Annotated in this window: 19 protein-coding genes; 12 read left to right on the forward strand and 7 right to left on the reverse strand. The window is 71.1% G+C overall.

From position 1 onward, the window contains the following. Positions 1 to 427 precede the first annotated feature (427 nt). The 8 genes from FB563_RS06400 (at position 428) to FB563_RS06435 (ending at position 11,057) form a co-directional block, all read left to right on the forward strand. The gene (locus FB563_RS06400) at positions 428 to 4,246 is read left to right on the forward strand and encodes a sensor histidine kinase (protein WP_107100472.1); all 3,819 of its coding nucleotides are present in this window, start codon (positions 428 to 430) and stop codon (positions 4,244 to 4,246) included. Positions 4,247 to 4,255: 9 nt separating this feature from the next. Continuing rightward, positions 4,256 to 4,669 (forward strand): roadblock/LC7 domain-containing protein, encoded by a 414-nt coding sequence (locus FB563_RS06405; RefSeq protein WP_023546525.1) that lies wholly within the window; start codon positions 4,256 to 4,258, stop codon positions 4,667 to 4,669. 111 nt (positions 4,670 to 4,780) lie between these two features. Then, positions 4,781 to 5,179 (forward strand): DUF742 domain-containing protein, encoded by a 399-nt coding sequence (locus tag FB563_RS06410; RefSeq protein ID WP_009190816.1) that lies wholly within the window; start codon positions 4,781 to 4,783, stop codon positions 5,177 to 5,179. Beyond that, positions 5,160 to 5,738 (forward strand): GTP-binding protein, encoded by a 579-nt coding sequence (locus FB563_RS06415; RefSeq protein WP_055703447.1) that lies wholly within the window; start codon positions 5,160 to 5,162, stop codon positions 5,736 to 5,738. Before FB563_RS06410 ends, FB563_RS06415 begins: the two co-directional genes overlap by 20 nt. 390 nt (positions 5,739 to 6,128) lie before the next feature. Beyond that, the gene (locus FB563_RS06420) at positions 6,129 to 9,404 is read left to right on the forward strand and encodes a sensor histidine kinase (RefSeq protein WP_199832680.1); all 3,276 of its coding nucleotides are present in this window, start codon (positions 6,129 to 6,131) and stop codon (positions 9,402 to 9,404) included. Between the two features lie 10 nt (positions 9,405 to 9,414). Further along, positions 9,415 to 9,828, forward strand: a complete 414-nt coding sequence (locus FB563_RS06425; RefSeq protein WP_029385896.1) for a roadblock/LC7 domain-containing protein — start codon at positions 9,415 to 9,417, stop codon at positions 9,826 to 9,828. 97 nt (positions 9,829 to 9,925) lie between these two features. Then, the gene (locus FB563_RS06430; protein WP_055703446.1) at positions 9,926 to 10,495 is read left to right on the forward strand and encodes a DUF742 domain-containing protein; all 570 of its coding nucleotides are present in this window, start codon (positions 9,926 to 9,928) and stop codon (positions 10,493 to 10,495) included. Beyond that, complete coding sequence (locus tag FB563_RS06435) at positions 10,476 to 11,057, forward strand: GTP-binding protein (protein WP_031224757.1); 582 nt, start codon at positions 10,476 to 10,478, stop codon at positions 11,055 to 11,057. The genes FB563_RS06430 and FB563_RS06435 overlap by 20 nt, the downstream gene beginning before the upstream one ends. A gap of 211 nt (positions 11,058 to 11,268) precedes the next feature. Here the strand turns inward: FB563_RS06435 and FB563_RS06440 are convergent, their stop codons facing one another. Together FB563_RS06440 and FB563_RS06445 are read right to left on the reverse strand one after the other, a co-directional pair. Further along, positions 11,269 to 11,463, reverse strand: coding sequence for an acyl-CoA carboxylase subunit epsilon (locus FB563_RS06440; protein WP_055703445.1), 195 nt, complete (start codon positions 11,461 to 11,463; stop codon positions 11,269 to 11,271). Positions 11,464 to 11,520: 57 nt separating this feature from the next. Then, positions 11,521 to 13,116 carry an acyl-CoA carboxylase subunit beta gene (locus FB563_RS06445; RefSeq protein ID WP_055703444.1) on the reverse strand — a complete coding sequence of 532 codons (1,596 nt, stop codon included), beginning with the start codon at positions 13,114 to 13,116 and terminating at the stop codon, positions 11,521 to 11,523. Between the two features lie 330 nt (positions 13,117 to 13,446). Here FB563_RS06445 and FB563_RS06450 point away from each other — a divergent pair, with 330 nt between their 5' ends. Then, positions 13,447 to 14,055, forward strand: coding sequence for a YceI family protein (locus FB563_RS06450; RefSeq protein WP_055703443.1), 609 nt, complete (start codon positions 13,447 to 13,449; stop codon positions 14,053 to 14,055). Here the strand turns inward: FB563_RS06450 and FB563_RS06455 are convergent. Beyond that, on the reverse strand, positions 14,042 to 15,097 hold the full coding sequence (locus tag FB563_RS06455; RefSeq protein ID WP_055703442.1) for an FUSC family protein: 1,056 nt from the start codon (positions 15,095 to 15,097) through the stop codon (positions 14,042 to 14,044). The genes FB563_RS06450 and FB563_RS06455 overlap by 14 nt on opposite strands. Before the next feature lie 105 nt (positions 15,098 to 15,202). Between FB563_RS06455 and FB563_RS06460 the strand changes: the two genes are divergently transcribed. Further along, positions 15,203 to 15,646, forward strand: a complete 444-nt coding sequence (locus tag FB563_RS06460) for a MarR family winged helix-turn-helix transcriptional regulator (RefSeq protein WP_055703441.1) — start codon at positions 15,203 to 15,205, stop codon at positions 15,644 to 15,646. Here the strand turns inward: FB563_RS06460 and FB563_RS06465 are convergent. Continuing rightward, the gene (locus tag FB563_RS06465; protein WP_055703440.1) at positions 15,643 to 17,016 is read right to left on the reverse strand and encodes a hypothetical protein; all 1,374 of its coding nucleotides are present in this window, start codon (positions 17,014 to 17,016) and stop codon (positions 15,643 to 15,645) included. The genes FB563_RS06460 and FB563_RS06465 overlap by 4 nt on opposite strands. Positions 17,017 to 17,072: 56 nt before the next feature. After that, positions 17,073 to 20,087, reverse strand: coding sequence for a glycoside hydrolase family 3 protein (locus tag FB563_RS06470; RefSeq protein ID WP_055703439.1), 3,015 nt, complete (start codon positions 20,085 to 20,087; stop codon positions 17,073 to 17,075). Between the two features lie 140 nt (positions 20,088 to 20,227). On the opposite strand from FB563_RS06470, the gene FB563_RS06475 reads away from it, so the two are divergent. Both FB563_RS06475 and FB563_RS06480 read left to right on the forward strand, forming a co-directional pair. After that, positions 20,228 to 22,102, forward strand: coding sequence for a lectin (locus tag FB563_RS06475; RefSeq protein WP_055703438.1), 1,875 nt, complete (start codon positions 20,228 to 20,230; stop codon positions 22,100 to 22,102). 102 nt (positions 22,103 to 22,204) lie between these two features. Next, the gene (locus FB563_RS06480) at positions 22,205 to 22,804 is read left to right on the forward strand and encodes a GOLPH3/VPS74 family protein (protein ID WP_055703437.1); all 600 of its coding nucleotides are present in this window, start codon (positions 22,205 to 22,207) and stop codon (positions 22,802 to 22,804) included. 19 nt (positions 22,805 to 22,823) lie between these two features. Here the strand turns inward: FB563_RS06480 and FB563_RS06485 are convergent, their stop codons facing one another. Together FB563_RS06485 and cimA are read right to left on the reverse strand one after the other, a co-directional pair. Beyond that, positions 22,824 to 23,273: a VOC family protein gene (locus tag FB563_RS06485; RefSeq protein WP_055703436.1), complete on the reverse strand. Its 450-nt coding sequence runs from the start codon at positions 23,271 to 23,273 to the stop codon at positions 22,824 to 22,826. Between the two features lie 13 nt (positions 23,274 to 23,286). Continuing rightward, positions 23,287 to 24,897 carry a citramalate synthase gene (gene cimA / locus FB563_RS06490; RefSeq protein WP_055703435.1) on the reverse strand — a complete coding sequence of 537 codons (1,611 nt, stop codon included), beginning with the start codon at positions 24,895 to 24,897 and terminating at the stop codon, positions 23,287 to 23,289. Positions 24,898 to 25,124 lie beyond the last annotated feature (227 nt).

Here is a 25,124-nt window from a genome sequence, read left to right on the forward strand (position 1 = left end):
GTCAAACCGTACCGGCAACACGCCCTACCGAAACGGACATTGACCGCCTGAAGCCCTCATTCCGCTCCTGATCATGGCGACTCAGACACCTGACACCGGGCGACAACTCGCAGTGATATGCCCGATATGGCCGGGATCAGCCTCCACGGCTGGTGACGTGACCCTCACAGCCCGTCACGTAGGTCACAGCTAGGGACACGGCCCTTGTTGGAGATCCGGCACTGTGCTGGAATTCCACGGACCGCCGCAGGGATCGAGCCGGCGCACAAGGGGCGCGAAGCAGCGCCGAGCGGCGGCCGAGACAGGGGGGAACCAGCGCCGGTCACTCAAGACCACCGGGGGGCGTATTCAGGGCGCTCTCCACAACGCCGACACCGTGTCCCTCCGTTCACGCGGAGGGGTGCCTGGTCCAGAGGTTGCGACGCTAGTGCAGGGACGTTTCAAGAGGGATGGCAGCGCTTCGGCGGAGCCGGAGTCGCACGACGGGACTGGCCCCATGAAGGGCAGCTCCTCGCCCCAGCACGCCCAGAACCCGGGCCCGGCTCCGTCCGCGGACGGCGGTGAGCGCGGCGGACGTCCTGGCGTGTCGGCCCCGACGGCCGCCAACGGGACCGGCTCCTCCGGCGCCGCCCCCGCGCCGGCCATCAAGCCCGCCAAGGGCCCGAGCGGCCCCGGCTCGCGCCTGGCCCTGCGCAACTGGCGCATCTCCACGCGCCTGGTGTCGCTGCTCGCGCTGCCCGTGGTCGCGGCGACCTCGCTGGGCGCGCTGCGCATCGACCAGAACATCACCGACATCCAGCAGCTCGACAACATGAAGCTGCTGACGGACATGACCAAGCAGGCCACCGAGCTGGCCGCCGCGCTCCAGGAGGAGCGCGACCAGTCCGCCGGTCCCCTGGCGCACGGTCTGAACGCGACCGACTACACGGTCAAGGGCTACCGGGACAAGACCGACCGCGCCCTGCAGAACTTCGAGAACTCCACCCAGGAGATCGACGACGCCAGCAAGAACGGCAACCTCCAGGGCGTCCGCGACAACCTCGTCGGGATCTTCAACCAGCTGGACCAGCTGGCCAAGATCCGCAAGGCGGCGTACGGGCAGCACGACAACTCGACCCAGACGATCGAGTCGTACCACCGGCTGATCACCCAGCTGATCGATCTGTCCCAGGACATGGCCCAGGCGTCCAGCAACCCGGAGATGATCTCGCGCACCCGCGCGCTCGCGGCCTTCTCCACCGCCAAGGAGTACGCCTCCGTACAGCGCGCCACGATCGCCGCCGCACTGCCCGCGACCACGTCCACCAAGGGCGACCTCTCCGAGAACGACCGCCTCTACGGCCAGTCCGCGTACGACAGCGAGCTCTCGGAAATCGCGATCTTCCGGAAGATCTACGCGAGCCACAACGCCGAGGAACTCCTCAAGCCGATCGACAACGGCAACCCGACGATCGAGTCCGCGGACACCTACGCCAAGCGCGTCTTCGACTCACGCGACGGCCTGCAGAGCCTGAACGCGCGCTCCTACCGCGACTGGGTGGACGACAGCTCGACCAAGATCGAGCAGATGAAGAAGATCGAGCACACGCTGCTCGAGGAGATGGAGCAGAAGGCCCGCGAGCTGAAGAGCGCCACCCAGCAGGACGCCATCATCTCCGGTGCGCTGATCCTGCTCGTGCTCGGTGTGTCGCTGGTCGGCGCGTTCATCGTGGCCCGCTCCATGATCCGCTCGCTGCGCCGGCTGCAGGAGACCGCGACCAAGGTCGCCCAGGACCGCCTGCCCGAGCTGGTCAAGCAGCTGTCGGAGTCCGACCCGCAGGACGTCGACACCTCGGTGGAGTCGGTCGGTGTGCACTCCCGGGACGAGATCGGCCAGGTGGCCGCGGCCTTCGACGACGTGCACCGCGAGGCGGTCCGCCTCGCCGCCGAGCAGGCCCTGCTGCGGGGCAACGTCAACGCGATGTTCACCAACCTCTCGCGCCGCTCCCAGGGTCTGATCCAGCGCCAGCTGTCGCTGATCTCCGAACTGGAGTCCCGCGAGGCCGACCCGGACCAGCTGTCCTCGCTGTTCAAGCTCGACCACCTCGCCACGCGTATGCGCCGTAACGGCGAGAACCTCCTCGTCCTCGCCGGTGAGGAGCCCGGCCGCCGCTGGACCCGCCCGGTCCCGCTGGTCGACGTGCTCCGCGCCGCCGCGTCCGAGGTGGAGCAGTACGAGCGCATCGAGCTGGCCGCCGTGCCGACCACCGAGGTCGCCGGCCGCGTGGTCAACGACCTCGTGCACCTGCTCGCCGAGCTGCTGGAGAACGCGACCTCGTTCTCCTCCCCGCAGACCAAGGTCAAGGTCACCGGTCACGCGCTGCCCGACGGCCGCGTGCTGATCGAGATCCACGACACGGGTATCGGTCTCTCCCCCGAGGACCTCGCGGCGATCAACGAGCGCCTCGCCTCGCCGCCCACCGTGGACGTCTCCGTCTCCCGCCGCATGGGCCTCTTCGTGGTCGGCCGTCTGTCGCAGCGGCACGGCATCCGCATCCAGCTGCGCCCGTCCGACTCCGGTGGCACGACCGCGCTGGTCATGCTGCCCGTGGACGTGGCCCAGGGCGGCAAGAAGCCCGCTCCGGGCAAGCCGGGCGCGCCGGTCGCGAGCGGTGGCCCGGCCGCCGCTCAGGCCGCCGCCGGTGCCGCCGCGGCCCGGCGCCAGGCCGCGGGCGCGGGCGGTGGAGCCCTCGGCGGCGCTCCCGCCGGTGGCGGTCTGCTCGGTGCGGGTCCCGCTCCGCGCGGCCAGGTCGGCGCCGGCCAGGGTCCCCGGGCCGCGCTGCCCGGCAACGGCCAGGGCGGCCGTCCCGGTGCGCCGGGCGGTGCGCGCGGCCCCCAGGGCGGTCCCGGTGGCTTCGGTGGCCCGCAGCAGGGCCGGCCGGTGCCCGCGGGTTCCGGTGCGGGCGGCTTCGGCGGTCAGGCGCCCGGCGCCCCGCAGGGCCTGCAGGCCGCGAACCCGGGCGGCCCGCAGCAGGACGCCTTCGGCGGCCGTGGCCCGCAGCGGCCCGGTGCCGGCTCCGACCAGGGCCGCCAGCCCCAGCTGCCGCCGCGTGGCGGCCCGCGGGCCGAGCTGCCCGGCGGTGACCAGCAGCAGCGCACCCCGGGCTGGGCCGACACCCAGGCCCCGCTGTCGCGTGCCTCGCTGGACACCCCGCGCGGCCACGACGAGCAGGACCCGGCGCACACCGCGCGCATGCCGCGCGTCGACGACCGGCAGGGTCCGGGCTCGACCGCCGAGATGCCGGCGATCCCCCGGTACGACGCACAGGGCCCGGCGGCCACGGGCGAGTTCCCGCGCCCGCAGAACCCGCAGCAGACCGGCCAGTTCGCGCGACCCGAGAACCCCCAGCAGACCGGCCAGTTCCCGCGGCCCGAGAACCCCCAGCAGACCGGCCAGTTCCCGCGACCCGAAAGCCCGCAGCAGACCGGCCAGTTCGAGCGTCCCGGTGTCGCGGAGGGCCCGGGTCAGTTCGTCCGCCCCGACGTCTTCGGCACGCCGGCGCCGCGGCAGGACGACAGCGCGCGGAACACGGGCCGGGACACCGGCCAGTTCCCGGCTCCGCAGGGCTTCGACGGCGGCTACGACGGCAGCTCCACCGGCCGGCACGCCCTGCCCGGGCGCCAGGACCCGGCCCACACCGGCCAGTTCGAGCGTCCGCAGCCGCCCGGCCGGGACGACTTCGGCGCCCCGCGTTCGCAGGCCCCGCAGCAGCGTCCGGCCCAGCGTGAGCCGGAGGCGCTGCCGCCGGCCAGCGGCCCGGGCGACGGCCGTACCCCGCTGTACGACACGCTGGAGACCAACTGGTTCCACGGCGGCGGGCAGCAGGAGTCCGCGCCGCAGCAGCCGCAGGCACCCGCCCCGGCCCCGCAGCGCCCGGCGGCCGCCAACGGCTCCGCCAACAGCTCCACCACCGGCTCCTGGCGCACCTCGCCGAACGACGAGCTCGTCCGCCAGGCCGAGCGCGTCCGGCAGCCCGCGTCGGGCGGTGTCACCACCTCCGGCCTGCCGCGCCGGGTGCCCCGGGCGAACCTCGTCCCGGGCACGGCTCAGCAGCAACAGCACCAAGCCGGTCCGCAGGTCTCGCGTGCGCCTGACGACGTACGCGGACGGCTGACCAATCTCCGTCGGGGCATCGCTCAGGGCCGTCAGGCCGGCAGCGGCCAGACCGGCAGCTTCCCGAGCCCCACTCACCAGCAGGAGCGTTAGTTGAGTCCGATGAGCCAGGCGGCACAGAACCTGAACTGGTTGATCACCAACTTCGTGGACAACACCCCCGGGGTGTCGCACACGGTGGTGGTCTCCGCCGACGGCCTTCTGCTGGCGATGTCCGAAGGTTTCCCGCGGGACCGCGCCGACCAGCTGGCGGCCGTCGCGTCCGGGCTGACCTCCCTCACGGCCGGGGCCTCCCGGATCTTCGAGGGCGGCACCGTGGCGCAGACGGTCGTCGAGATGGAGCGCGGGTTCCTCTTCCTGATGTCCGTCTCGGACGGGTCGTCCCTCGCGGTCCTGGCCCACCCCGAGTGCGACATCGGTCTCGTCGGCTACGAGATGGCACTGCTCGTCGACCGCGCAGGGGCGGTACTCACCCCGGACCTGCGCGCCGAACTCCAGGGAAGTCTGCTTCACTGACCTCCCCCGGCACCACCCACCTCACGAAAACACCGTCCGGCCGCCACAATCCCCCCACCGGCCCCGTCCGACGGCTTGACTGACCGACTTGCTGTCCCGCCCGGAGGATTCATGACCCCGCCCACCGCCCATCACGATCCGTACGCGGAGCCGTACGGGGACGAGGGCGACCAGCCGCTGGTACGTCCGTACGCGATGACCGGCGGCCGGACCCGGCCGCGCTACCAGCTCGCCATCGAGGCACTGATCAGCACCACGGCCGACCCGGCAGCGCTCATGGGACTGCTCCCGGAGCACCAGCGGATCTGCCATCTGTGCCGTGAGGTCAAGTCGGTCGCGGAGGTCTCCGCGCTGCTGGCCATGCCGCTCGGAGTGGCCCGGATCCTGGTCGCCGACCTCGCCGAGGCCGGCCTGGTCGCCATCCACCAGCCGGGTGGCGACGAGAACAACGGTGGCGCACCCGACGTGACGCTGCTCGAAAGGGTGCTCAGTGGACTTCGCAAGCTCTGACGGGGGCCGGGCCGCCACCACCTCCGCGAAGATCGTGGTGGCGGGCGGCTTCGGCGTGGGCAAGACCACGTTCGTCGGCGCCGTCTCGGAGATCAACCCGCTGCGCACAGAGGCCGTCATGACGTCCGCTTCGGCCGGCATCGACGACCTCACCCACACCGGGGACAAGACCACCACCACGGTGGCCATGGACTTCGGCCGCATCACCCTCGACCAGGACCTGATCCTCTACCTCTTCGGTACACCGGGCCAGGACCGCTTCTGGTTCATGTGGGACGACCTGGTACGCGGCGCGATCGGCGCGGTGGTGCTCGTGGACACCCGGCGCCTCGCCGACTGCTTCCCCGCGGTGGACTACTTCGAGAACAGCGGCCTGCCCTTCGTCGTCGCCCTCAACGGCTTCGACGGCCAGCAGCCCTACGCTCCCGAGGAAGTGCGGGAGGCCCTGCAGATCGGCCCCGACACCCCGATCATCACGACGGACGCCCGGCACCGCGCGGACGCCAAGAGTGCGCTGATCACGCTGGTCGAGCACGCCCTGATGGCACGGCTCAAGTAGCACACACGTACGCACTCAAGTGCGACGTCCTGTACGGCAGTTGTCGTAACGGACGCCGGAGCCGGCTGTGGCCTTTGACACGGTCGGCTCCGGTGTTCATAACAGTTCGGCAGAGGAAACCCCCGGCATCGCAACGCGACGCGGTCGCGCAGTACCGCTCTGCTCACAATCGCCCCGCCTTTTGCCGGGGCTCGCTCTTTATGACCGTTTTATCTGGGCCTTGCAAGAGCAGCACTCGACGGTTTCCGCTGTTTGGAAGAGCACTGGTCCACGTGCTGGAATGCCTGAACTGCCCAATAGTCAACGACGTACTCAGTAGTCGATGACGAACGGGGCTCTGAGAGACTGCGGCACGACGTAGGTGCCGACCGCCGAGAGGTTGTTGGTCGAGTGAGGCGAAGCAAGAACGGTCCCGAGCCGTCGGCACGGGGCAACTTCACCCCGCCGCCGCGCGCTGCGGCGCCCACCCCTGTGACCGGTGCGGAGCCGGCGGCCGCTCCCGCGCCCAGCGGCGGCCGGTTCTCCCCGCGCAACTGGCGCGTGCCGACCAGGCTGAACGCGATCCTGCTGATACCCGTGGCGGTCGGTCTCGTCATGGGCGGCTTCCAGGTGAAGACCTCGATCGACACCTGGCAGCAGGCCCGTGACGCCGAGAACACCGCCCGCCTGGTACGCGCCTCGCTGTCGTACGCCGACGCCCTCTACAACGAGCGGGACATCACCACCGCTCCTCTGCTCAAGGGCAAGCTGGAGACCGCCCAGGACAAGGCGACCGTCGCGGCGGCCCGCAACACCACCGACCAGGCCGCCGACGCCTTCGACCAGGCCGCGCAGAACATGCCGCACAAGTCCGGCCTGGAGCGCCGGCTGAAGCTGTTCCGCGAGGCCGAACCCTTCCTGCAGACGCTGCGGGCCGGCGCGTACACCTCCAAGTTCACCGGCGTGCAGACCGAGGAGGGCTACGTCAAGGTCGCCCACCCGCTGATGGAGTTCGCCAACGAGCTCGGCCTGGGCACCGGCAACATCACCTCTTACGGCCGTACCGTCTACGCCATCTCGCTCACCAAGGCGGCGCTGTCGCTGGAGCGGTCGATCGGCATGCACATGCTGGTCAAGCCGGGTCCGGACGCCCCCAACCTGGCGAGCCAGCGCGTCGCCCTCTCCTCCTACGCCTACCTGGAGGGCATCGCCGTCGAGGAGTACATCGGCGGTGGCACCGAGGCCGACGCGGCGAGGCTGGACGCGGAGAAGAAGGAGATCCAGACCAAGGCCGCGGGGATGGTCCAGCAGGCCAAGGCCAAGGACCCGAACTACGTGGCGCCGCCGTCCAACCCGACGGTCATGGTCACGGACCTCGCCACGCTGGACTCCACCAGCCCGCTCGCGCGTCAGCAGCTCGCCCTCAAGGGCGTCACCGCGGAGAACTGGTGGGCGGTCAACACTCTCAAGTTCGACGCCTACCGGCAGATCGAGTCGGACATGGCCGACAAGGCGGTGAACGAGGCCTCCGACATCGCCGACAACGCCAAGACGTCCGCGTTCATCACCGGTGCCGTCGTCGTGGTCGCCCTGCTGCTCGCCTTCATCCTGGCCGGTGCCGTGGCCCGCCAGATGAGCCGCTCGATGCGCCAGCTGCGCAACGCCGCCTTCGGCATCGCCGAGCAGCGCCTGCCGATGCTGGTCGACCAGCTCTCCCGCACCGACCCCGGCCGGGTCGACACCCGGGTCGCCCCGATCCCGATCAACACGAAGGACGAGATCGGCGAGGTCGCCCGCGCCTTCGACCAGGTCCACCGCGAGGCGGTCCGGCTCGCCTCCGAGCAGGCCCTGCTGCGGGGCAACATCAACGCGATCTTCACCAACCTCTCGCGCCGCAACCAGTCGCTGATCGAGGGCCAGCTGACCCTGATCACCGACCTGGAGAACAACGAGGCCGACCCGGACCAGCTGGAGAACCTCTTCAAGCTGGACCACCTGGCCACCCGTATGCGCCGCAACGGCGAGAACCTCCTGGTCCTCGCGGGCGAGGAGCCCGGCCGCCGCTGGGACCAGCCGGTCCCCCTCGTCGACGTGCTGCGCGCCGCCTCCTCCGAGGTGGAGCAGTACGAGCGCATCGAGCTGTCCGGCGTCCCGGAGGCCGAGATCCACGGCCGCGCGGTCACCGACCTCGTGCACCTGCTGGCCGAGCTGCTGGAGAACGCCACCACGTTCTCCTCCCCGCAGACCAAGGTCCGCGTCACCGCGACCCGTCTGCCCGACGGCCGCATCATGATCGAGATCCACGACAAGGGCATCGGCCTGACCGCCGAGGACTTCGCGGACATCAACCACAAGCTGGCCAACCCGCCGACCGTGGACGCCGCGATCTCCCAGCGCATGGGCCTGTTCGTGGTCGGCCGGCTGTCCGACCGGCACGGCATCCGCGTCCAGCTGCGCCCCTCGGGCGAGCAGGCCGGCACGACCTCCCTGGTCATGCTGCCGGACGCGATCACGCACGGCGGTGGCGGCGAGGCCCCGCTGGACCGCGAGGAGTTCACCGTCTCGCAGATCATCCCGGAGCAGCAGTTCCAGGGTGAGAACTTCAGCCAGGCGCAGCCCATGCGCACCGCCGCCGAACTGGGCTTCGACGACAGCCGGTACGTGGACGTCCCCGACGACATCCGCGAGCTGGACCCGGTCGGCCGCTCCCTGATGCGCGAGGAGCGCCGGGCGGCCCTGGAGGCGCAGACGCACGGCCAGCCGGGCGAGCCGCAGCAGGAGGGCGTCGAGCCCCCCGCGTACGAGGACCCGCTGCTCGGCGGCCAGCCGTCCTACCAGGAGCGGCAGCCCCGGTACGAGGAGCCCGCGTACGAGGAGCAGCAGGCCGCCTACCAGGAGCCATACCAGGAGAGCTACGCGGAGTCGCCCTCGGCGTCGCACGCGACCTCGTACGAGAAGCCGTACGACGAGCAGTTCTACCCGCCGAACGGCGAGCTGTCGCAGGCCGACGCCTTCTCCGCGAACGGCGGTTACCCGGACCCGGCGTACCAGGAGCCGGCCGCCGGCCCGTCGTACCAGGAGCCGGCCGCCGGCCCGTCGTACCAGGACGACTGGCCGCAGCAGCCGCAGCAGGACGGCTACCGCAACGGCTATCCGGCCCATTACGCTCCGGAAACGGAATCGTCGCAGGCCGCTGACGCGAGTGACCGGAACCGCGTAGGCTTCGACCGTCCGGAACCGGCCTCACCCGCCGCCCACGAGCTGACCGACGCCGGGCTGCCCCGCCGCGGATCCGTCGCGAGCGGTTCCAACGGCTCGGGTCCCGCAGGCGGCACGGCGCGTGTGCAGCAGGGAACGCCGGCACCGGGCAACACCCCGGGGGCGAGCGGCGACAGCGGCTGGCGTTCGCAGAACGACGAGCGCTGGCAGCAGGCGGCGCAGCTCCGGAAGCCCAAGGCAGGCGGGGTCACCGCCTCGGGCCTGCCGCGGCGGGTGCCCAAGGCCAACCTGGTCTCGGGTTCCGCCGAAACCACCCCCCAGGGGGGCCCACAGGTCTCCCGCGCCCCGGAGGACGTCCGGGGCAGGCTGAGCAACCTGCGCAGGGGCGTCCAGCGCGGACGCAGCGCAGGCAGTGAAACGAACGGCCAGGGCTTCGGTCCTGACAGCACCTACAACCAGGAGCGTTAGTGTGAGCCCGATGAGCCAGGCGGCACAGAACCTGAACTGGTTGATCACCAACTTCGTGGACAACACCCCGGGGGTGTCCCACACGGTGGTGGTCTCCGCCGACGGACTCCTTCTGGCGATGTCCGAAGGCTTCCCCCGCGACCGCGCCGACCAGCTCGCGGCCGTCGCCTCCGGTCTGACGTCTCTGACGGCAGGCGCCTCCCGGATCTTCGAGGGAGGCAACGTGAATCAGACGGTTGTGGAGATGGAGCGGGGATTCCTCTTCATCATGTCCATCTCCGACGGCTCGTCGCTGGCCGTGCTGGCCCACCCGGAAGCGGACATCGGTCTCATCGGGTACGAGATGGCCCTTCTGGTGGACCGCGCGGGCACGGTCCTCACCCCGGATCTCCGCGCGGAGCTCCAGGGAAGCCTTCTCAACTAATTAAGGGACGATGCGTATTGGCGTCCCGTGGCCGTAAGGTTTCGGGACGCGGCTCCACACGGATGGGTGCCCGGCGCAGTCGGAGGAGGAGAAGAGAGTGGCAACACCCCCAGGCGGTTCGTCTTCGGGCAACTGGTCGTACGGCCCTGCCCAGGGCCAGGGCGACGGTTCCGCGAACCGGTACAACTTCCCCTCCGCCCCGAGCCATCGGCAGCCGTACGCCCCGCAGGGCCCGGGCCCGTCGCCGTACGACCAGCCCCCGGCCCCGCGCATCCAGCCGGTGCAGCCGCAGCGCCGCCCCGAGCCGGCGCCGGCCTCGGCGTCCAACAACCCCCTGGTGCGTCCGTACGCCATGACCGGCGGCCGGACCCGCCCGCGCTACCAGCTCGCCATCGAGGCACTGGTGCACACCACCGCCGCTCCGCACCAGATGCAGGGTCAGCTGCCCGAGCATCAGCGGATCTGCAACCTGTGCCGGGAGATCAAGTCGGTAGCCGAAATCTCCGCGCTCCTGACGATCCCCCTCGGCGTGGCCAGGATCCTCGTCGCCGACTTGGCGGAGGCGGGCCTGGTCGCCATCCATCAGCCCGGCGGCGACGAGAACGCCGGTGGCCAGCCAGACGTGACACTGCTCGAAAGGGTGCTCAGTGGACTTCGCAAGCTCTAGCGGCGGTCCTTCCCGCTCCACCACCTCCGCGAAGATCGTGGTGGCGGGCGGCTTCGGCGTGGGCAAGACCACGTTCGTCGGCGCCGTCTCGGAGATCAACCCGCTGCGCACAGAGGCCGTCATGACGTCCGCTTCGGCCGGCATCGACGACCTCACCCACACCGGAGACAAGACGACGACCACCGTCGCCATGGACTTCGGCCGCATCACCCTCGACCAGGACCTGATCCTCTACCTCTTCGGTACACCGGGCCAGGACCGCTTCTGGTTCATGTGGGACGACCTGGTGCGCGGCGCCATCGGCGCGGTGGTGCTCGTGGACACCCGGCGCCTCGCCGACTGCTTCCCCGCGGTCGACTACTTCGAGAACAGCGGCCTGCCCTTCGTCATCGCCCTCAACGGCTTCGACGGCAACCAGCCGTACAACCCCGACGAGGTCCGCGAGGCCCTGCAGATCGGCCCCGACACCCCGATCATCACGACGGACGCCCGGCACCGCGCGGACGCCAAGTCGACTCTGATCACCCTGGTGGAGCACGCCCTGATGGCGCGGCTTCGGTAACCCACCGGTCATGAGGTGAACCTGAGGGGCGGCAACCATGCGTTGCCGCCCCTCAGTGACTGTGGTCGAGGACGCGGTCCGGAACCTGGCGAACGACGCCTTCTCCCTGCCATGAGTACGGGATTCTGGACCGTGCCGGCCTGGTACACGGCGAGAGCCGCCGACTCCGTGGAAGGGAGTCGGCGGCTCTCGTCAGTGTGGGGGCCGGGGTTCAGCGCCAGCTGTGCGGCGCTCGGAAGCCGGGCTCGCGCTCCAGGCGGCGCCAGCCTGCGCGCAGGCGGCCCCGGTGGGCCGGGGTGGTGTCGGCCGGGCGAGCGGCCGCGCGGGCCAGGAGGACGGCCGTGATGGCGGCGACCTCCTCGGGCTCGGCGTGGCCCTTCTCGACGCGGATGTCAGGAGTGCTCATGGGTGTCAGTCTCCGTGAGAGAGGGGTCCGCGGGGTTGCCGCGGCGGGTCCGCTGGGTTACTGCGGGGGGTTGCCGTGCTTGCGGGAGGGCAGGTCGGCGTGCTTGGACTGCAGCATGGCCAGGGACTTGACCAGGACCTCGCGGGTCTCGGCGGGGTCGATGACGTCGTCCACGAGGCCGCGCTCGGCCGCGTAGTACGGGTGCATCAGCTCGGACTTGTACTCCTTGACCATCCGGGCCCGCATGGCCTCGGGGTCCTCCGCCCCGGCGATCTGGCGGCGGAAGATGACGTTCGCGGCGCCTTCCGCGCCCATCACGGCGATCTCGTTGGTCGGCCAGGCGTAGGTGAGGTCGGCGCCGATCGACTGGGAGTCCATGACGATGTAGGCACCTCCGTACGCCTTGCGCAGGATCAGCGAAATCCTCGGCACGGTCGCGTTGCAGTAGGCGTACAGCAGCTTCGCGCCGTGGCGGATGATTCCGCCGTGCTCCTGGTCGACACCGGGAAGGAACCCGGGGACGTCCAGGAAGGTGACGATCGGGATATTGAAAGCGTCACACATCTGGACAAAGCGCGCAGCTTTTTCACTCGCCTCGATGTCCAGGACGCCGGCGAGGACCTGCGGCTGGTTGGCGATGATGCCGACCACCTGACCGTCCAGGCGGGCGAGCGCGCAGATGATGTTCCGCGCCCAGCGCTCGTGGACCTCCAGGTACTCACCGTCGTCGACGATCTCCTCGATGACCTTGGCCATGTCGTACGGCCGGTTGCCGTCGGCCGGTACCAGGTCGAGCAGGACGTCCGAGCGGCGGTCCACCGGGTCGGACGAGTCCATCCGGGGCGGGTTCTCGCGGTTGTTCTGCGGCAGGAGCGACAGCAGGTACCGCACCTCGGCGATGCAGGTCTCCTCGTCGTCGTAGGCGAAGTGGCAGACGCCGGAGGTCTCGGCGTGGACGTCGGCGCCGCCGAGCCCGTTCTGCGTGATCTCCTCGCCCGTGACCGCCTTGACCACGTCCGGGCCCGTGATGAACATCTGGGACGTCTCGCGGACCATGAAGACGAAGTCCGTCAGGGCGGGCGAGTAGGCCGCGCCGCCCGCGCACGGGCCGAGCATCACCGAGATCTGCGGGATGACACCGCTCGCCCTGGTGTTGCGCTGGAAGATGCCGCCGTAACCGGCGAGCGCCGAGACACCCTCCTGGATGCGGGCGCCCGCGCCATCGTTGAGGGACACCAGCGGCGCACCGGCCGCGATGGCCATGTCCATGATCTTGTGGATCTTGGTGGCGTGGGCCTCGCCCAGCGCGCCGCCGAAGATCCGGAAGTCGTGCGCGTAGACGAAGACCGTACGTCCCTCCACCGTGCCCCAGCCGGTGATGACACCGTCGGTGTACGGCTTCTTCGTCTCCAGGCCGAAGCCCTGCGCGCGGTGCCGGCGCAGCTGCTCGACCTCCTGGAAGGACCCCGGGTCCAGGAGCAGCTCGATCCGCTCCCGCGCCGTCAGCTTGCCCTTGGCGTGCTGCGCCTCGGTCGCCTTCTCGCTGGGGCCGGCCACGGCCCGGGCACGAATCTCGTGCAGCTCGGCGACCCGTCCGCGCGCGTCCGTCGGCTCGCCGGTCGGCTCACCCGTCGTCTCTTCCAAAACGGTCATGTAGCGACCTTACGAAGGACACCAAGGAAAGCGAGCCGTTGACTCCGTACAGTCTCCGGCCCGTTTTCCTGGTAGCAGTGAACAGAACCATGGCCCCGTGCAGCCGTTCCGACTGCTTACAGGGCGTCTGGGTTGTAGGGGCGCCACAAAGGTGTCACCTGAGAGCCACCTCACATTCGCGGTCGGCACATGCCATCCCTGGGGTGACACGGTCACTCTATGCGACCCGAAACAACACCGCGGATGATGTTGAATATTGAACCGAATTGGTCTACCGTCGGAGAGGACAGGTTGTTTAAGCTTCAACAGATCACTGATGGGGAGCACGACATGGGCATCTTCAGCCGCAAGGACAGCACCACCGCGACCACCGCCGCGCCGGCCGCCACGGGATCCGACCTGACGGCGCTGACCGGCGACTACACGATCGACCCGGCGCACACCACGATCGGTTTCGTGGCGCGCCACGCGATGGTCACCAACGTCAAGGGCGCCTTCCACGACTTCACCGGCACGCTGCACCTGGACGGGGCCGACCCCACCAGGTCCACGGCCACGCTCGACGTCCGGATGGAGAGCATCGACACCGGCAACGCCGACCGGGACGGCCACCTGAAGTCGTCCGACTTCTTCAAGACCGACGAGTTTCCGGTCATGACCTTCCGCTCCACCAAGGCGGAAGCCCTGGGCGGCGACGACTACCGCATCACCGGCGAGCTCTCCCTCCTCGGCGTGACCAGGGAGATCACCATCGACCTGGAGTTCAACGGCGCCGCCAAGGACCCGTTCGGCAACGAGCGCGTCGGCTTCGAGGGCAAGGCCGAGATCCTGCGCTCCGAGTGGGGCCTCACCTGGAACGCGGCGCTGGAGACCGGCGGGATGCTCGTCTCCGACAAGATCAAGCTGAACTTCGACATCTCGGCGATCAAGAACGCGTGACCCCACGCGGTTCGTCCTGCCTGGTGGGCTGCGGCCGGCGGACGGTACGCCCGCCGGTACGGCCCCTGACCGGCAGGAGCCACCACGCCACCGCGACGGACAGCGCCGCGCCCACGGCTATCGCGGCGAGACGGGTCGGCAGCAGACTCGCCGCGTCCTGGCCGAAGTAGCCGAGGAGCAGGGACAGGGCGGTCGTCATTCCGGCCGCCCAGTAGGCGTAGTTGAGCGGGCGCAGCCACAGGGCGACGGCGAGGATCGCGAACATCACCGCCACCGACGCCCGGCCGGTGATGCCCGCGGCCGCCACGCCGGTGGCCAGCAGCGTGCCCACGGACGCCCCGGCGAAGCGCTCGACCCCCTTGCGCAGCACGTCCCTTCGCCCCCGGTTGCCGCTCGCCGCGACGTACACCGTGAGGACCGCCCACGGCCAGTGGCCGTCGAACAGGAACCGGCCGAGCACGAACGCCGCGGCCACGGCCAGCGCCATCTGGACGGCCATCCGGGTGCTGGGACGGGGGCGCAGGGACGAGACCCCGCGCGGCGCGGACGGTGCGGGCGGCGCGGGCTCGGGGCGCCAGGGGCCGTACCGGTCGCCTAGGGCCTGGACCAGCCAGACGCAGGTGCACGCCAGCACGCCGATCACCGCCGACCACCACCAGCTCACCAGGCCGCTCTCGGCGGCGGGCGGCAGCGCCGGGCCGGGGACGACCAGCAGCGCCACGAACGGCAGGGTCATCAGGGTGCCGGCCCTGGCCGCCGCAGGGCCGTAGCGGCGGATCCAGATGCACAGGGAGATGCCCACCGTGAAGACGGCGGCGCCCAGGGCGTAGTGGTGCATGAGCAGGCGGCCCAGGAACTGGGCGCCGGCGGCCGTCACGGGCAGCAGCACGAGCGCCGCCAGTCTGCGGCGCGTGGACGCGGTGCGCTGGGTCGAGGACAGGGTCAGGCTCAGGGCGACCGCGAGGACGAGCACGTCGGTATGCAGTCGGGCGGCACCCTCCAGCCACAGGGCGGCTCCCCAGCACAGCAGGACCGCCGTCATCGTCAGCAGAGATTCATACGCATTGCGTAAGAGTTTTGAGCGCACGAGCTGACCTTACAGCCAGTCTCATGCGGCCAAGTAGTAAGTTTCGCGTACGATCTCCTCATGGATCATCTCTCCGAAGCCGCCCGCCTCCGTCACGCCGTCCTCCGGCTCAACCGGCGGCTGCGGCAGGAGCGCGGGGCCGGGAGCCTCAGCCCCAACCAGCTCGTCGTGCTCGGGCATCTGCACCGGCACGGCTCGGCCACCCCCGGCGAGATCGCGGCGGAGGAGCGGCACCGGCCGCAGTCGCTGACCCGGGTGTACGCCGAGCTGGAGAGCGAGGGGCTGATCGTGCGCGAGCGGGGGACGGACGACCGGCGGCAGTCCGTGCTGTCCCTCACCGAGTCCGGGCGGCAGGCGCTGCAGCGGGACATGGCGGAGCGGGACGCCTGGCTGGCCGAGGCGCTCGGGGCACTCGGCGAGACCGAGCGCGGGGTGCTGGCGCTCGCGGCCGGGCTGATGGAGCGGCTGGGGTCCCTGGAGCCGGACGGCAAGGGCGGCGCCTAGAAGCCCCCGCCGAAGTCGCCGCCGCCACCGTCCGAGCCGCCGAAGTCCCCGCCGTCCCCGAACCCGCCCCCGAAGTCCCCGGCGTCGAAGTCCGTGCCGGAGACGTCGCCTCCCTGGTAGTCACCGCCGAGGTCGCCGCCGTAGCCGGGGCCGAAGTCGCCGTATCCGGTGCCGTAGTCGGCCGCGTACGAGGGAGTGGCCATCATGCTGCCGAGGAGGGTGCCGACCAGGAGGCCCGGGAGGATGCCGCCGCCGAAGTAGCCGCCCGCCCAGGGGCCGTAGGCGGGGCCCGCGTCCCAGTAGGGGCGGCGGCCGTAGTCGGTGTCGACCTCGCGGATGACCGGGTCGCGGCCGTCGGCCAGCCGGGTGGCGTCGGCCGCGCAGACCGGCACCTCGCGCGGGGCGCCGCCGGGCGGGGTCCAGGTCGCGTCGGTCACCGAGGGGCCGTGACGCGGGTCGAAGAAGCAGGGCGGGCGGCGCTCGGGCAGCGGGCGGCCCTCGCGGCGGGCGGCCAGCCGGGCCAGCGAGAAGCGGCCGTCCTCCAGGGCCTCGGTGACCGTGCGCACGTCCTCCGGGCGGCTCGCCCCCGCCATGCGCTGTTTGGCGGTGTCGTAGGCGTCCAGGGCGTGCTCGTAGTCGGCGCGCATCGCGTCGTCGGCGCCGGGCTCGGACGGCTGGAAGTCGAGACGGTCCAGCTCCTCGCCGAAGGCGGTGATGTCCTCGTCCACGACCACCCGGAGCCGGTCCAGGGCGGCCCGCTGCTCCTCGGCGCGCCGCCGGCGGTTCCGCCGTACCAGCGCATACGCGCCCGCGCCGCCCGCCACCAGCACCGCGACCACCGCGATCAGGGCCGCCGTACCGGAGGACCCGCCGCCGGAGCCGCCCCAGCTCTTCGGCGCGTGACCGCCCATGTTGGCCAGGGCGCGGTCGGTGAAATCACTGAGCTGAGCCTTCGCCGGCTCGCCCTGGACGCTCGACACCAGGTTCCGCCGGGCCGTCGCCGGCAGCACGGAGGAGTCGGCGCGGGCGTCGAAGCGGTCGCCGAGGCGGATGCCGTACAGACCGGTGACGCCGGTGGCCGCACGCAGGTCGGCGAAGAGGTTCGTCGTCGGGTAGCCGGCCGGGAGCACCGCGATGAACAGCGGCTTGTTCGCGTCCTTGATGCGCTTCGCGAGCGCGTCCGCGTCCGCCTTCGGCAGCTGGGCCGAGGCTGCCGGGTCGACGTAGACCGGGCTCTTGCGCAGCGCCTCGGCGATGGTGGAGATGCCGGTCTGCGCACTCGCCCCGGGGGCGACCAGGGTCGCCAGCACCAGGGCGAGGGTGGCCAGCAGCAGTGCCGGGAGGCTTCGGGTCCGCAGGACGGCCTTCATGCTTCGAAGCTACCCGAAGCCTCCCATAACCGGGCACATGGTCGGGCTCTGTGGACCTACGCGGCGCGGTAGGCCTCCGTCAGCTTCTCCACCGCCTTGCCGTACCGGCCGGTCAGCAGCAGGTGGTCGGCGTCGGCGAAGGGCTTCGCCACCGCCTGGGTCATCCGCTCGCCGATCCTCTGCTGGACGATCAGCCGTGCCCTGGTGACCAGCGCACGGCCGGCCCGGGCGTCGCCCATGCGCTCGGCCGCCGTCGCCGCCGCCCGAAGCGCCTTCAGGGTGGCCGTGCCACCGCGCGGGACTCCGGTGAGCGTGGTCAGACCCCAGCCGTAGGGGAACTGCGGGTCGTACGACGCGTCGCCGACGTTGATCGGCAGCTGGGACTCGGACTTCGGCCAGGTGACGGGGAGCTGTCCGGTGAAGGGGCGCTTGCCGTAGAGGACGTCGGCGACGCCCGCGCCCTCGGTGCCGGGCAGCCAGGAGGCCACCAGCGCGTCGATCTTCCCGAGCCGGTCGCCGACGAGCTGCGGGCGGCCGGAGACGATCAGCACCGCGCACTTCATGGCGGCGCACACCTTGTCCACGGCCGCCTGGTCGGCCGCCGACAGCTGCAGCGAGTGCCCGTTGCCGACGTCGCCGACGCCCTCGGCGTAGGGCGTCTCGCCGACGACGACCACGCCGACGTCGTAGCCGTCCGTCGGGGCCGAGGCGTCCTTGGAGTAGGTGACGTTCCCGCCGGCCTCGCGCATGCCCTGCAGGACGGTCGTGCCCTGGGTGTGGGTGCCGGACGCGCCCTGCCAGGTGAGGGTCCAGCCGCCGGTCTGGTTGCCCAGGTCGTCGGCGTTGGACCCGGCGACGTACACCTTCTCGCTCTTCTTCAGCGGCAGCAGCCCGCGGCTGTTCTTCAGCAGCACCTGCGACTCGGCGGCGGCCCGGCGGGCGACCGCCCGGTGGGCCGGGGAGCCGATGGCGGCGGCGCCGCTGGTGTCGGCGTACGGGTGCTCGAACAGGCCCAGCCGGAACTTCTGGGTGAGGATGCGGGAGACGGCGTCGTCGATCCGCCTCTCGCTGATCCGGCCCGCCTTCACCTCGTCGGCGAGCGTGGCGCCGAAGTCCTTGTAGGAGTACGGCACCATCATCATGTCGACGCCCGCGTTCACCGCCGTGCGGACGTGGGTGGCGTAGTCGCCGGGGAGCTGGTCGATGGCGTTCCAGTCGCTGATGACGAAGCCGCCGAAGCCCATCCGGTCCTTCAGGACACCGTTGATCATGTCGCCGCGGGCGTGCATCTTCACCGCGCCCTTGCCGTCGCCGACGATGTCGAGCGAGGAGTACGACGGCATGACCGTGCCGATGCCCCGCTCGACGGCCGTCTCGTACGGCGCCAGGTGGATGTCCTCCAACTGCTGCCGGGTGACCGTGGTGACGCCCTGGTCGATGGTGTAGGTGCCGGTGGTGGAGGAGCCGTACGCGGTGCCGCCGTCGCCGACGAAGTGCTTGGCGGTGGCCAGCACCTTGTCGTTCCGGCTCAGGTCGCGGCCGTCGGCCCGGCCCTGGAGGCCCTGGATCATCGTCTCCATGGACTGCACGAGGGCCGGGTCCTCGCCGAAGGACTCGTAGGAGCGGCCCCAGCGTTCGTCGCGGCTCACACACAGGCAGGGCGCGAAGTCCCAGGGGATGCCGGTGGCGCGGACCTCGGCGGCCGTCACCGAGCCCGTGTCCTGGGCCAGTTGGGGATCGCGGCTCGCGCCGATGCCGATGTTGTGCGGCATGATCGTGGCGCCGGCCAGGTTGTTGTGGCCGTGGACCGCGTCGACGCCGTAGATCAGCGGGATCTGGAACCGCGTCGCCCGGGCGCGGAGCTGGAAGCCGTCGATCATCTTCGCCCAGGCCTCGGGGGTGTTGGGCGTGGGCACGGAGCCGCCGCCGGAGAGGAGGGAGCCGAGGCCGTAGGCCGCGATGTCGGCCCCGCCCCCGACGGCCCCGCGCTCGGCCTGGGTCATCTGCCCGGCCTTCTCCTCCAGGGACATGCGGGACAGCAGGTCCGCGACCCGCTTCCGCACCGGCAACTTGCCGTTCAGGTACGGCAGTCCGTGTGCGTCGATGACGATCTGCGGGGTCTCCGCGGGCGGCTTGGCGCCGGTGACCGTGAGCTTGAGGGGGATGGTCCTCGCGGGTGCGGGCGCCTTGTCCCTGAGCGTGGGCACCTCGATCGTTCTCGACGTTCCGGACGCGGTCCCGGCCGGGAAGGTGAGGGTGCCTTCGGCGGGGGTGTAGTCCCGGCCGGCGGTGGCGGTGCCGCCCTCGGTCCGGTACGTGACCGTCACGGGCTCGTCGACGGGCCGGTCCCCGGTCGTGGCCAGGGTGACCCTGACCTCGGCGGTGCCACCCTGCCCGACCGGGTACACGGGAGCGTCGGTGCTGACGGAGGCGCGCAGCGTTTGATCGGCCTTTCCGTACAGTTCGATGTCGTCCATGGCGAAGTCGCCCTTGGTGCCGGCCGGGAGCGTGACGGCGTACCCCCACATCTGCGTGAGGCCGAGGACGTGGTCGATGCCGCCGACGGGCTGGTAGTCGGTGCGGTAGGCGAAGTCGGCGAAGGGGATCCGGATCTGCTTCCAGCCGGTGAAGTCGTCGGTGAAGGAGGTCGTCCACAGCTCGGAGGCCTCGCCGTTCGCGCCGCCGTCCTTGATCTCGAAGGCGATCTTCCGGCCGTTGTTCCGGCCCTCCCACCAGAAGCTGATGCCCTGGCGGGCGGACCAGTCGTGGGCGGGCCGGTCGGCGGCGAAGTCGTGGGTGAAGCCGCCGTAGCCGCTGATGTCGTAGGTGCCGGTGAGGACCGTGGCGCCTTCGGGGGCGTCGGCGCGGTCGGTGAGGTGCAGGGTGGGCGGGTCGTCGGCGTCGCTTCCCCAGGTGAAGATGCCGTCGGCGGGCTGGGAGGCGAAGGGCACCTCGCCCTCGAAGCGGTCGACGGGCGTGGGCGCGGGGTCGCCGGCGGCGTGCGCGGCGGCGGACAGGGGCAACAGGGCGGCGAGCAGGGCCCCGGAGACGAGCAGGGCGGTTCTCGGCATGGACCTTCCCTCGGCTCTCGTGGTTCACTCATGGCTTAGATCACGCCGTGAGTTAACTAACAGCTCATCAACCCGTCAAGACCGTACGTCAGTCGCACCCCCCACCCGTTCTGTCGACCCGAGAGGAAGGGCGACGCACCATGAGAAGAACCCGGAGAACCCCCCGCGCGGTCCGGCTGCTGCTGGCCGGGCTGCTCTCCGCCGCCGGCGTCACCGCCGCCGTACCCCCCGCGCACGCGGCCGGCGAGCAGGTCACGGCCTGGCTCACCACCACCGACGACTCCGCCGGCCGGCATGTCGTACGCGGCCTGCAGCCGCAGACGCCGTTCGCCTTCCAGTCCGGCACCGGCGGCAGCGGCACGACCATCACCGTGGACGAGAACACCCGCTACCAGACCTTCACCGGCGGCGGCGCGTCCTTCACGGACACCGCGGCCTGGCTGATGAACAGCAGCGGCGCGCTGTCCCCGGCGACCCGGGACGCGACCATGCGCAAGCTGTTCTCACCGACCGACGGCATCGGCCTGTCGTTCCTGCGCAACCCGATGGGCGCCTCGGACCTCGCGCGGTACGGCTACACGTACGACGACGTGCCGGCCGGCCAGACGGACCCGTCCCTGGCGAAGTTCTCGATCGCCCACGACCTCGCCGACGTCGTGCCGCTCACGAAGCAGGCGCTCCAGCTCAACCCGTCGCTGACCGTGATGGCCTCGCCGTGGACCGCGCCGGCCTGGATGAAGGACAGCGGCTCGCTCAACGGCGGCTGGCTCAAGGCCGAGGACTACGGCGCGTACGCCTCGTACTTCGTGAAGTACCTCCAGGCGTACAGGGACCAGGGGATCGACGTGTCGTACGTGACCCCGCAGAACGAGCCGACCTGCTGTTCCGGCTACCCCTCGATGAGCTGGAACGCGTCCGGCATCCAGTACTTCCTCAAGAACGACCTGCTGCCGCAGCTGCAGTCGGCGGGGCTGAGCACCAAGGTGCTGGCCCACGACTGGAACTGGGACACCTACGACTCCTACGCCGCCCAGAGCGTCGACGACCCGGCGATCCGCGACCATCCCAACTTCGGCGGGATCGCCTGGCACGGCTACGGCGGTGACGTCACCAAGCAGACCACCGTGCACAACCAGTACCCGTCGCTGGACGCCTTCGGCACCGAGCACTCCGGCGGCACCTGGATCGCCGACCAGCAGCGCGAGGACATGTCCAACATCGTCGACTACACCCGCAACTGGGCGAAGTCGGTGACCAAGTGGTCGCTGGCCGTGGACCAGAACGGCGGTCCGCACAACGGCGGTTGCGGCACCTGCACCGGGCTGATCACCGTGCACAACGGGGACGGCGCGAGCGGGACGGTGGACTACACCGTCGAGTACTACGACATGGGCCACCTGACCAAGTTCGTGCGGCCGGGCGCCCAGCGGATCGCCTCCACGGCGTCCACCACCGTGCCGAACGTGGCCTGGCGCAACCCCGACGGCAGCAAGGCGCTGATCGCGTACAACGGCTCCGCCTCGGCGCAGACCGTGACCATCGACTGGGGCTCGGAGCACGCCACTTACTCGCTGCCCGGAAGGACCTCGGCCACCTTCACCTGGTCCGGCACCCAGTCCGGCGGTGGCGCGCGGACCGGCTCCTTCGTCGGACTGGCCGGCAAGTGCCTGGACGTCGCCGGCGGTTCGAGCGCCAACGGCACGGCCGTACAGCTCTACGACTGCAACGGCACCGCCGCCCAGCAGTGGGCGGTGACGGCCGACGGGTCGATCCAGGCGCTGGGCAAGTGCCTGGACGTGACGTCGGGGTCGACGGCGGACGGGGCGAAGGTGCAGTTGTACGACTGCAACGGCAGCGGGGCACAGCAGTGGTCGTACAACGCCTCCACCGGGGATGTCGTGAACCTCGCCGCGAACAAGTGCCTCGACGTGACGGACAACTCGTCGGCGAACGGGGCGCGGGCGCAGATCTGGTCGTGCACGGGGGCCGCCAACCAGAAGTGGCAGCTGCGGTAGTGCTGCCCCGCCAGGGGGCTCCGCCCCCTGGACCTCCGTTCGGCCGGAAAGTGCCGTGCGCGCCGTGCTGCGCGTCGGCCCTCCACGGCCCATGGTGGTGGTATGACCACACCGCAGGATCTGTTCCTCGTCAGCCTCGACGTGCCCGGGGATCACCCCGTCGAGCCGGGTGATCTGTCACTGGCTCTCGCCGGGGCCGAGCTGATCGACCTGCTCGGCGCGCGGGCGTTCACCCTGGACGGCGAGCGCATCGTGCCCGGGCCGGTGCTGACCACCGGTGACCGCATGCTCGACGAGGCCGGGGCGGCGCTCGTGCGCGAGGAGCCGTACGAGACGGTCGAGGACTGGCTGTGGCGCCGGGGTGAGGGGCTGGCCACGGCCTACCGCGACGTCCTGGACACCTCCGGGCAGCTCTCCGGCAAGCGGCACCGCTGGCCGCACCGGGCGGACAAGGCGGCGGCCGCCGACACCCCGGCCCGCCGGCACGCCGCCGACCGCTGGTGGTCCCGCGAGCCCGTCCTCGCCGGGCTCGCCGCCACCCTGGGCATCCAGGGCGAGCGGCCGCCCGAGGAGGAGCCCGGCGACGAGGCGGTGGTCACGGTGCTGGTGGCGGTCGGCGACGCGGTGACCGAGCTGGAGGCCGTACGCGAGCGGCGGCGGATCGAGAACGTGGCCTTCGACAACATCTGGCGGGCGCCCTGAGCCCGGCGCATGCGGCGGCCTAGCGGAAGAAGGGCTCCGGTGATCTGCGGACCGGCTGGCCCACCCCCAGCAGGTTGCCCTCGCTGTCCCGGAACCAGGCGCCCCGCTCCCCCCGTGCCCCCTTGCTCAGATAGTTGCCCTCGATCTCGGCGATGCCGTCCTGGGTGCGCAGGCCGGGCAGGTCGACCTCCTCGAAGACCACGCCCCGGCGCCGCAGCTCCGCCACGACCGCGTCGAGGTCGTCCACCTCGAAGGCCATCTGGGTGAAGGTGCCCGGCGAGGTCCCGGTGGAGCGGAACACCACGAAGTCGGTTCCGCCGCACCGGTAGAGCAGCCCGCCGGGGCGTTCGTCGACGGGTTCCAGGCCGAGCTTGTCGGCGTAGAAGCGCCGGGCCCGCTCCAGGTCCCCGGCGGGCAGCCGGGTCGCCACGCGGGCCCGGCACAGCAGGTCGCTCGCGTCTGTGCTCATACCTCCACTGTGACTACTGCGCCGGCTCCACGCCCGCCCGCAGCAGGCCGTACGTGTACGCGTCCTCCAGCGCCTGCCACGACGCGGCGATCACGTTCTCCGCCACGCCGACCGTGGACCACTCGCCGGCGCCGTCCGAGGTGGAGATCAGCACCCGGGTGGTGGAGGAGGTGCCGTGCACGCCCTCCAGGATGCGGACCTTGTAGTCGACCAGGTCCAGCTTGGCGAGCTGCGGGTAGATCTTCTCCAGGCCCACGCGCAGCGCCCGGTCGAGGGCGTTGACCGGGCCGTTGCCCTCCGCCGTGGCGACGATCCGCTCGCTCTTGGCCCACAGCTTCACCGTCGCCTCGTTGGCGTGGGTGCCGTCGGGGCGGTCCTCGACGATCGCCCGCCAGGACTCGACGTCGAAGTACTTCAGCGGGCGGCCCTCGACCTCGGCCCGCAGCAGCAGCTCGAAGCTCGCGTCCGCCGCCTCGTAGGTGTAGCCCTTGAGTTCGCGCTCCTTGACCCGCTCGACCACCCGGCCGACCAGTTCCCGGTCGCCGCCCAGGTCGATGCCGAGCTCCTTGCCCTTGAGCTCGACCGAGGCGCGGCCCGCCATGTCGGAGACCAGCATGCGCATGGTGTTGCCGACCAGCTCGGGGTCGATGTGCTGGTACAGGTCCGGGTCGACCTTGATCGCGGAGGCGTGCAGCCCGGCCTTGTGCGCGAAGGCCGACACGCCCACGTACGGCTGATGGGTGGAGGGGGTCAGGTTGACGACCTCGGCGATGGCGTGCGAGATCCGGGTCGTCTCGCGGAGCTTGCCGTCGGGCAGGACCTTCTTGCCGTACTTCAGCTCCAGGGCGGCGACGACCGGGAAGAGGTTGGCGTTGCCGACGCGCTCGCCGTAGCCGTTGGCCGTGCACTGGACGTGGGTGGCGCCCGCGTCGACGGCGGCCAGGGTGTTGGCGACCGCGCAGCCGGTGTCGTCCTGGGCGTGGATGCCGAGCCGGGCGCCGGTGTCGGCGAGCACGGTGGCGACGACCGCGTGGATCTGGGCGGGCAGCATGCCGCCGTTGGTGTCGCAGAGGATCACCACGTCGGCGCCGGCCTCTGCCGCCGTACGGACGACGGCCTTGGCGTACTCGGGGTTGGCGCGGTAGCCGTCGAAGAAGTGCTCGCAGTCCACGAACACCCGGCGGCCCTGCTCGCGGAGGTAGGAGACGGTGTCGCGGACCATCTCCAGGTTCTCGTCGAGCGTGGTGCGCAGCGCCAGTTCCACATGCCGGTCGTGCGACTTGGCGACCAGGGTGATCACCGGGGCGCCCGAGTCGAGGAGCGCCTTGACCTGGTGGTCCTCGGCCGCCTTCGCGCCGGCGCGGCGGGTGGCGCCGAAGGCGACCAGCTGGGCGTGGCGGAAGTCGATCTCCGCCTGCGCGCGGGCGAAGAACTCGGTGTCACGGGGGTTCGCGCCGGGCCAGCCGCCCTCGATGAAGCCCACGCCGAAGTCGTCCAGGTGCCGTGCGATGGCGAGCTTGTCCGCGACGGTGAGGTTGATTCCCTCGCGCTGCGCGCCGTCGCGCAGCGTGGTGTCGAAGACGTGGAACGAGTCGTCGAGCTCGCTGGTTGCCGTCTCGGTCATGGTCTCAAGGCTCCTGTTGTGGATCTTCGGTCTTACCGGAATGACCGGCTCCACCGTCCCCCCAATGGTCCCTCGCGCACCGCTCCCGGCTGTAGGTGGGCCGGAAAACGAAAAAACCCCTCGCGGGTGCGAGAGGTCTGCGCGCGGGTCGAGGACGACGGTGGCCACCCGCACCTGGTCGTACGAGGTGGTCACTGCGGACCGGCGCGCCTGCTGCCAATAATCAT

It is taken from the genome of Streptomyces puniciscabiei (genome assembly GCF_006715785.1).
In the GTDB taxonomy this organism is placed as follows: domain Bacteria; phylum Actinomycetota; class Actinomycetes; order Streptomycetales; family Streptomycetaceae; genus Streptomyces; species Streptomyces puniciscabiei.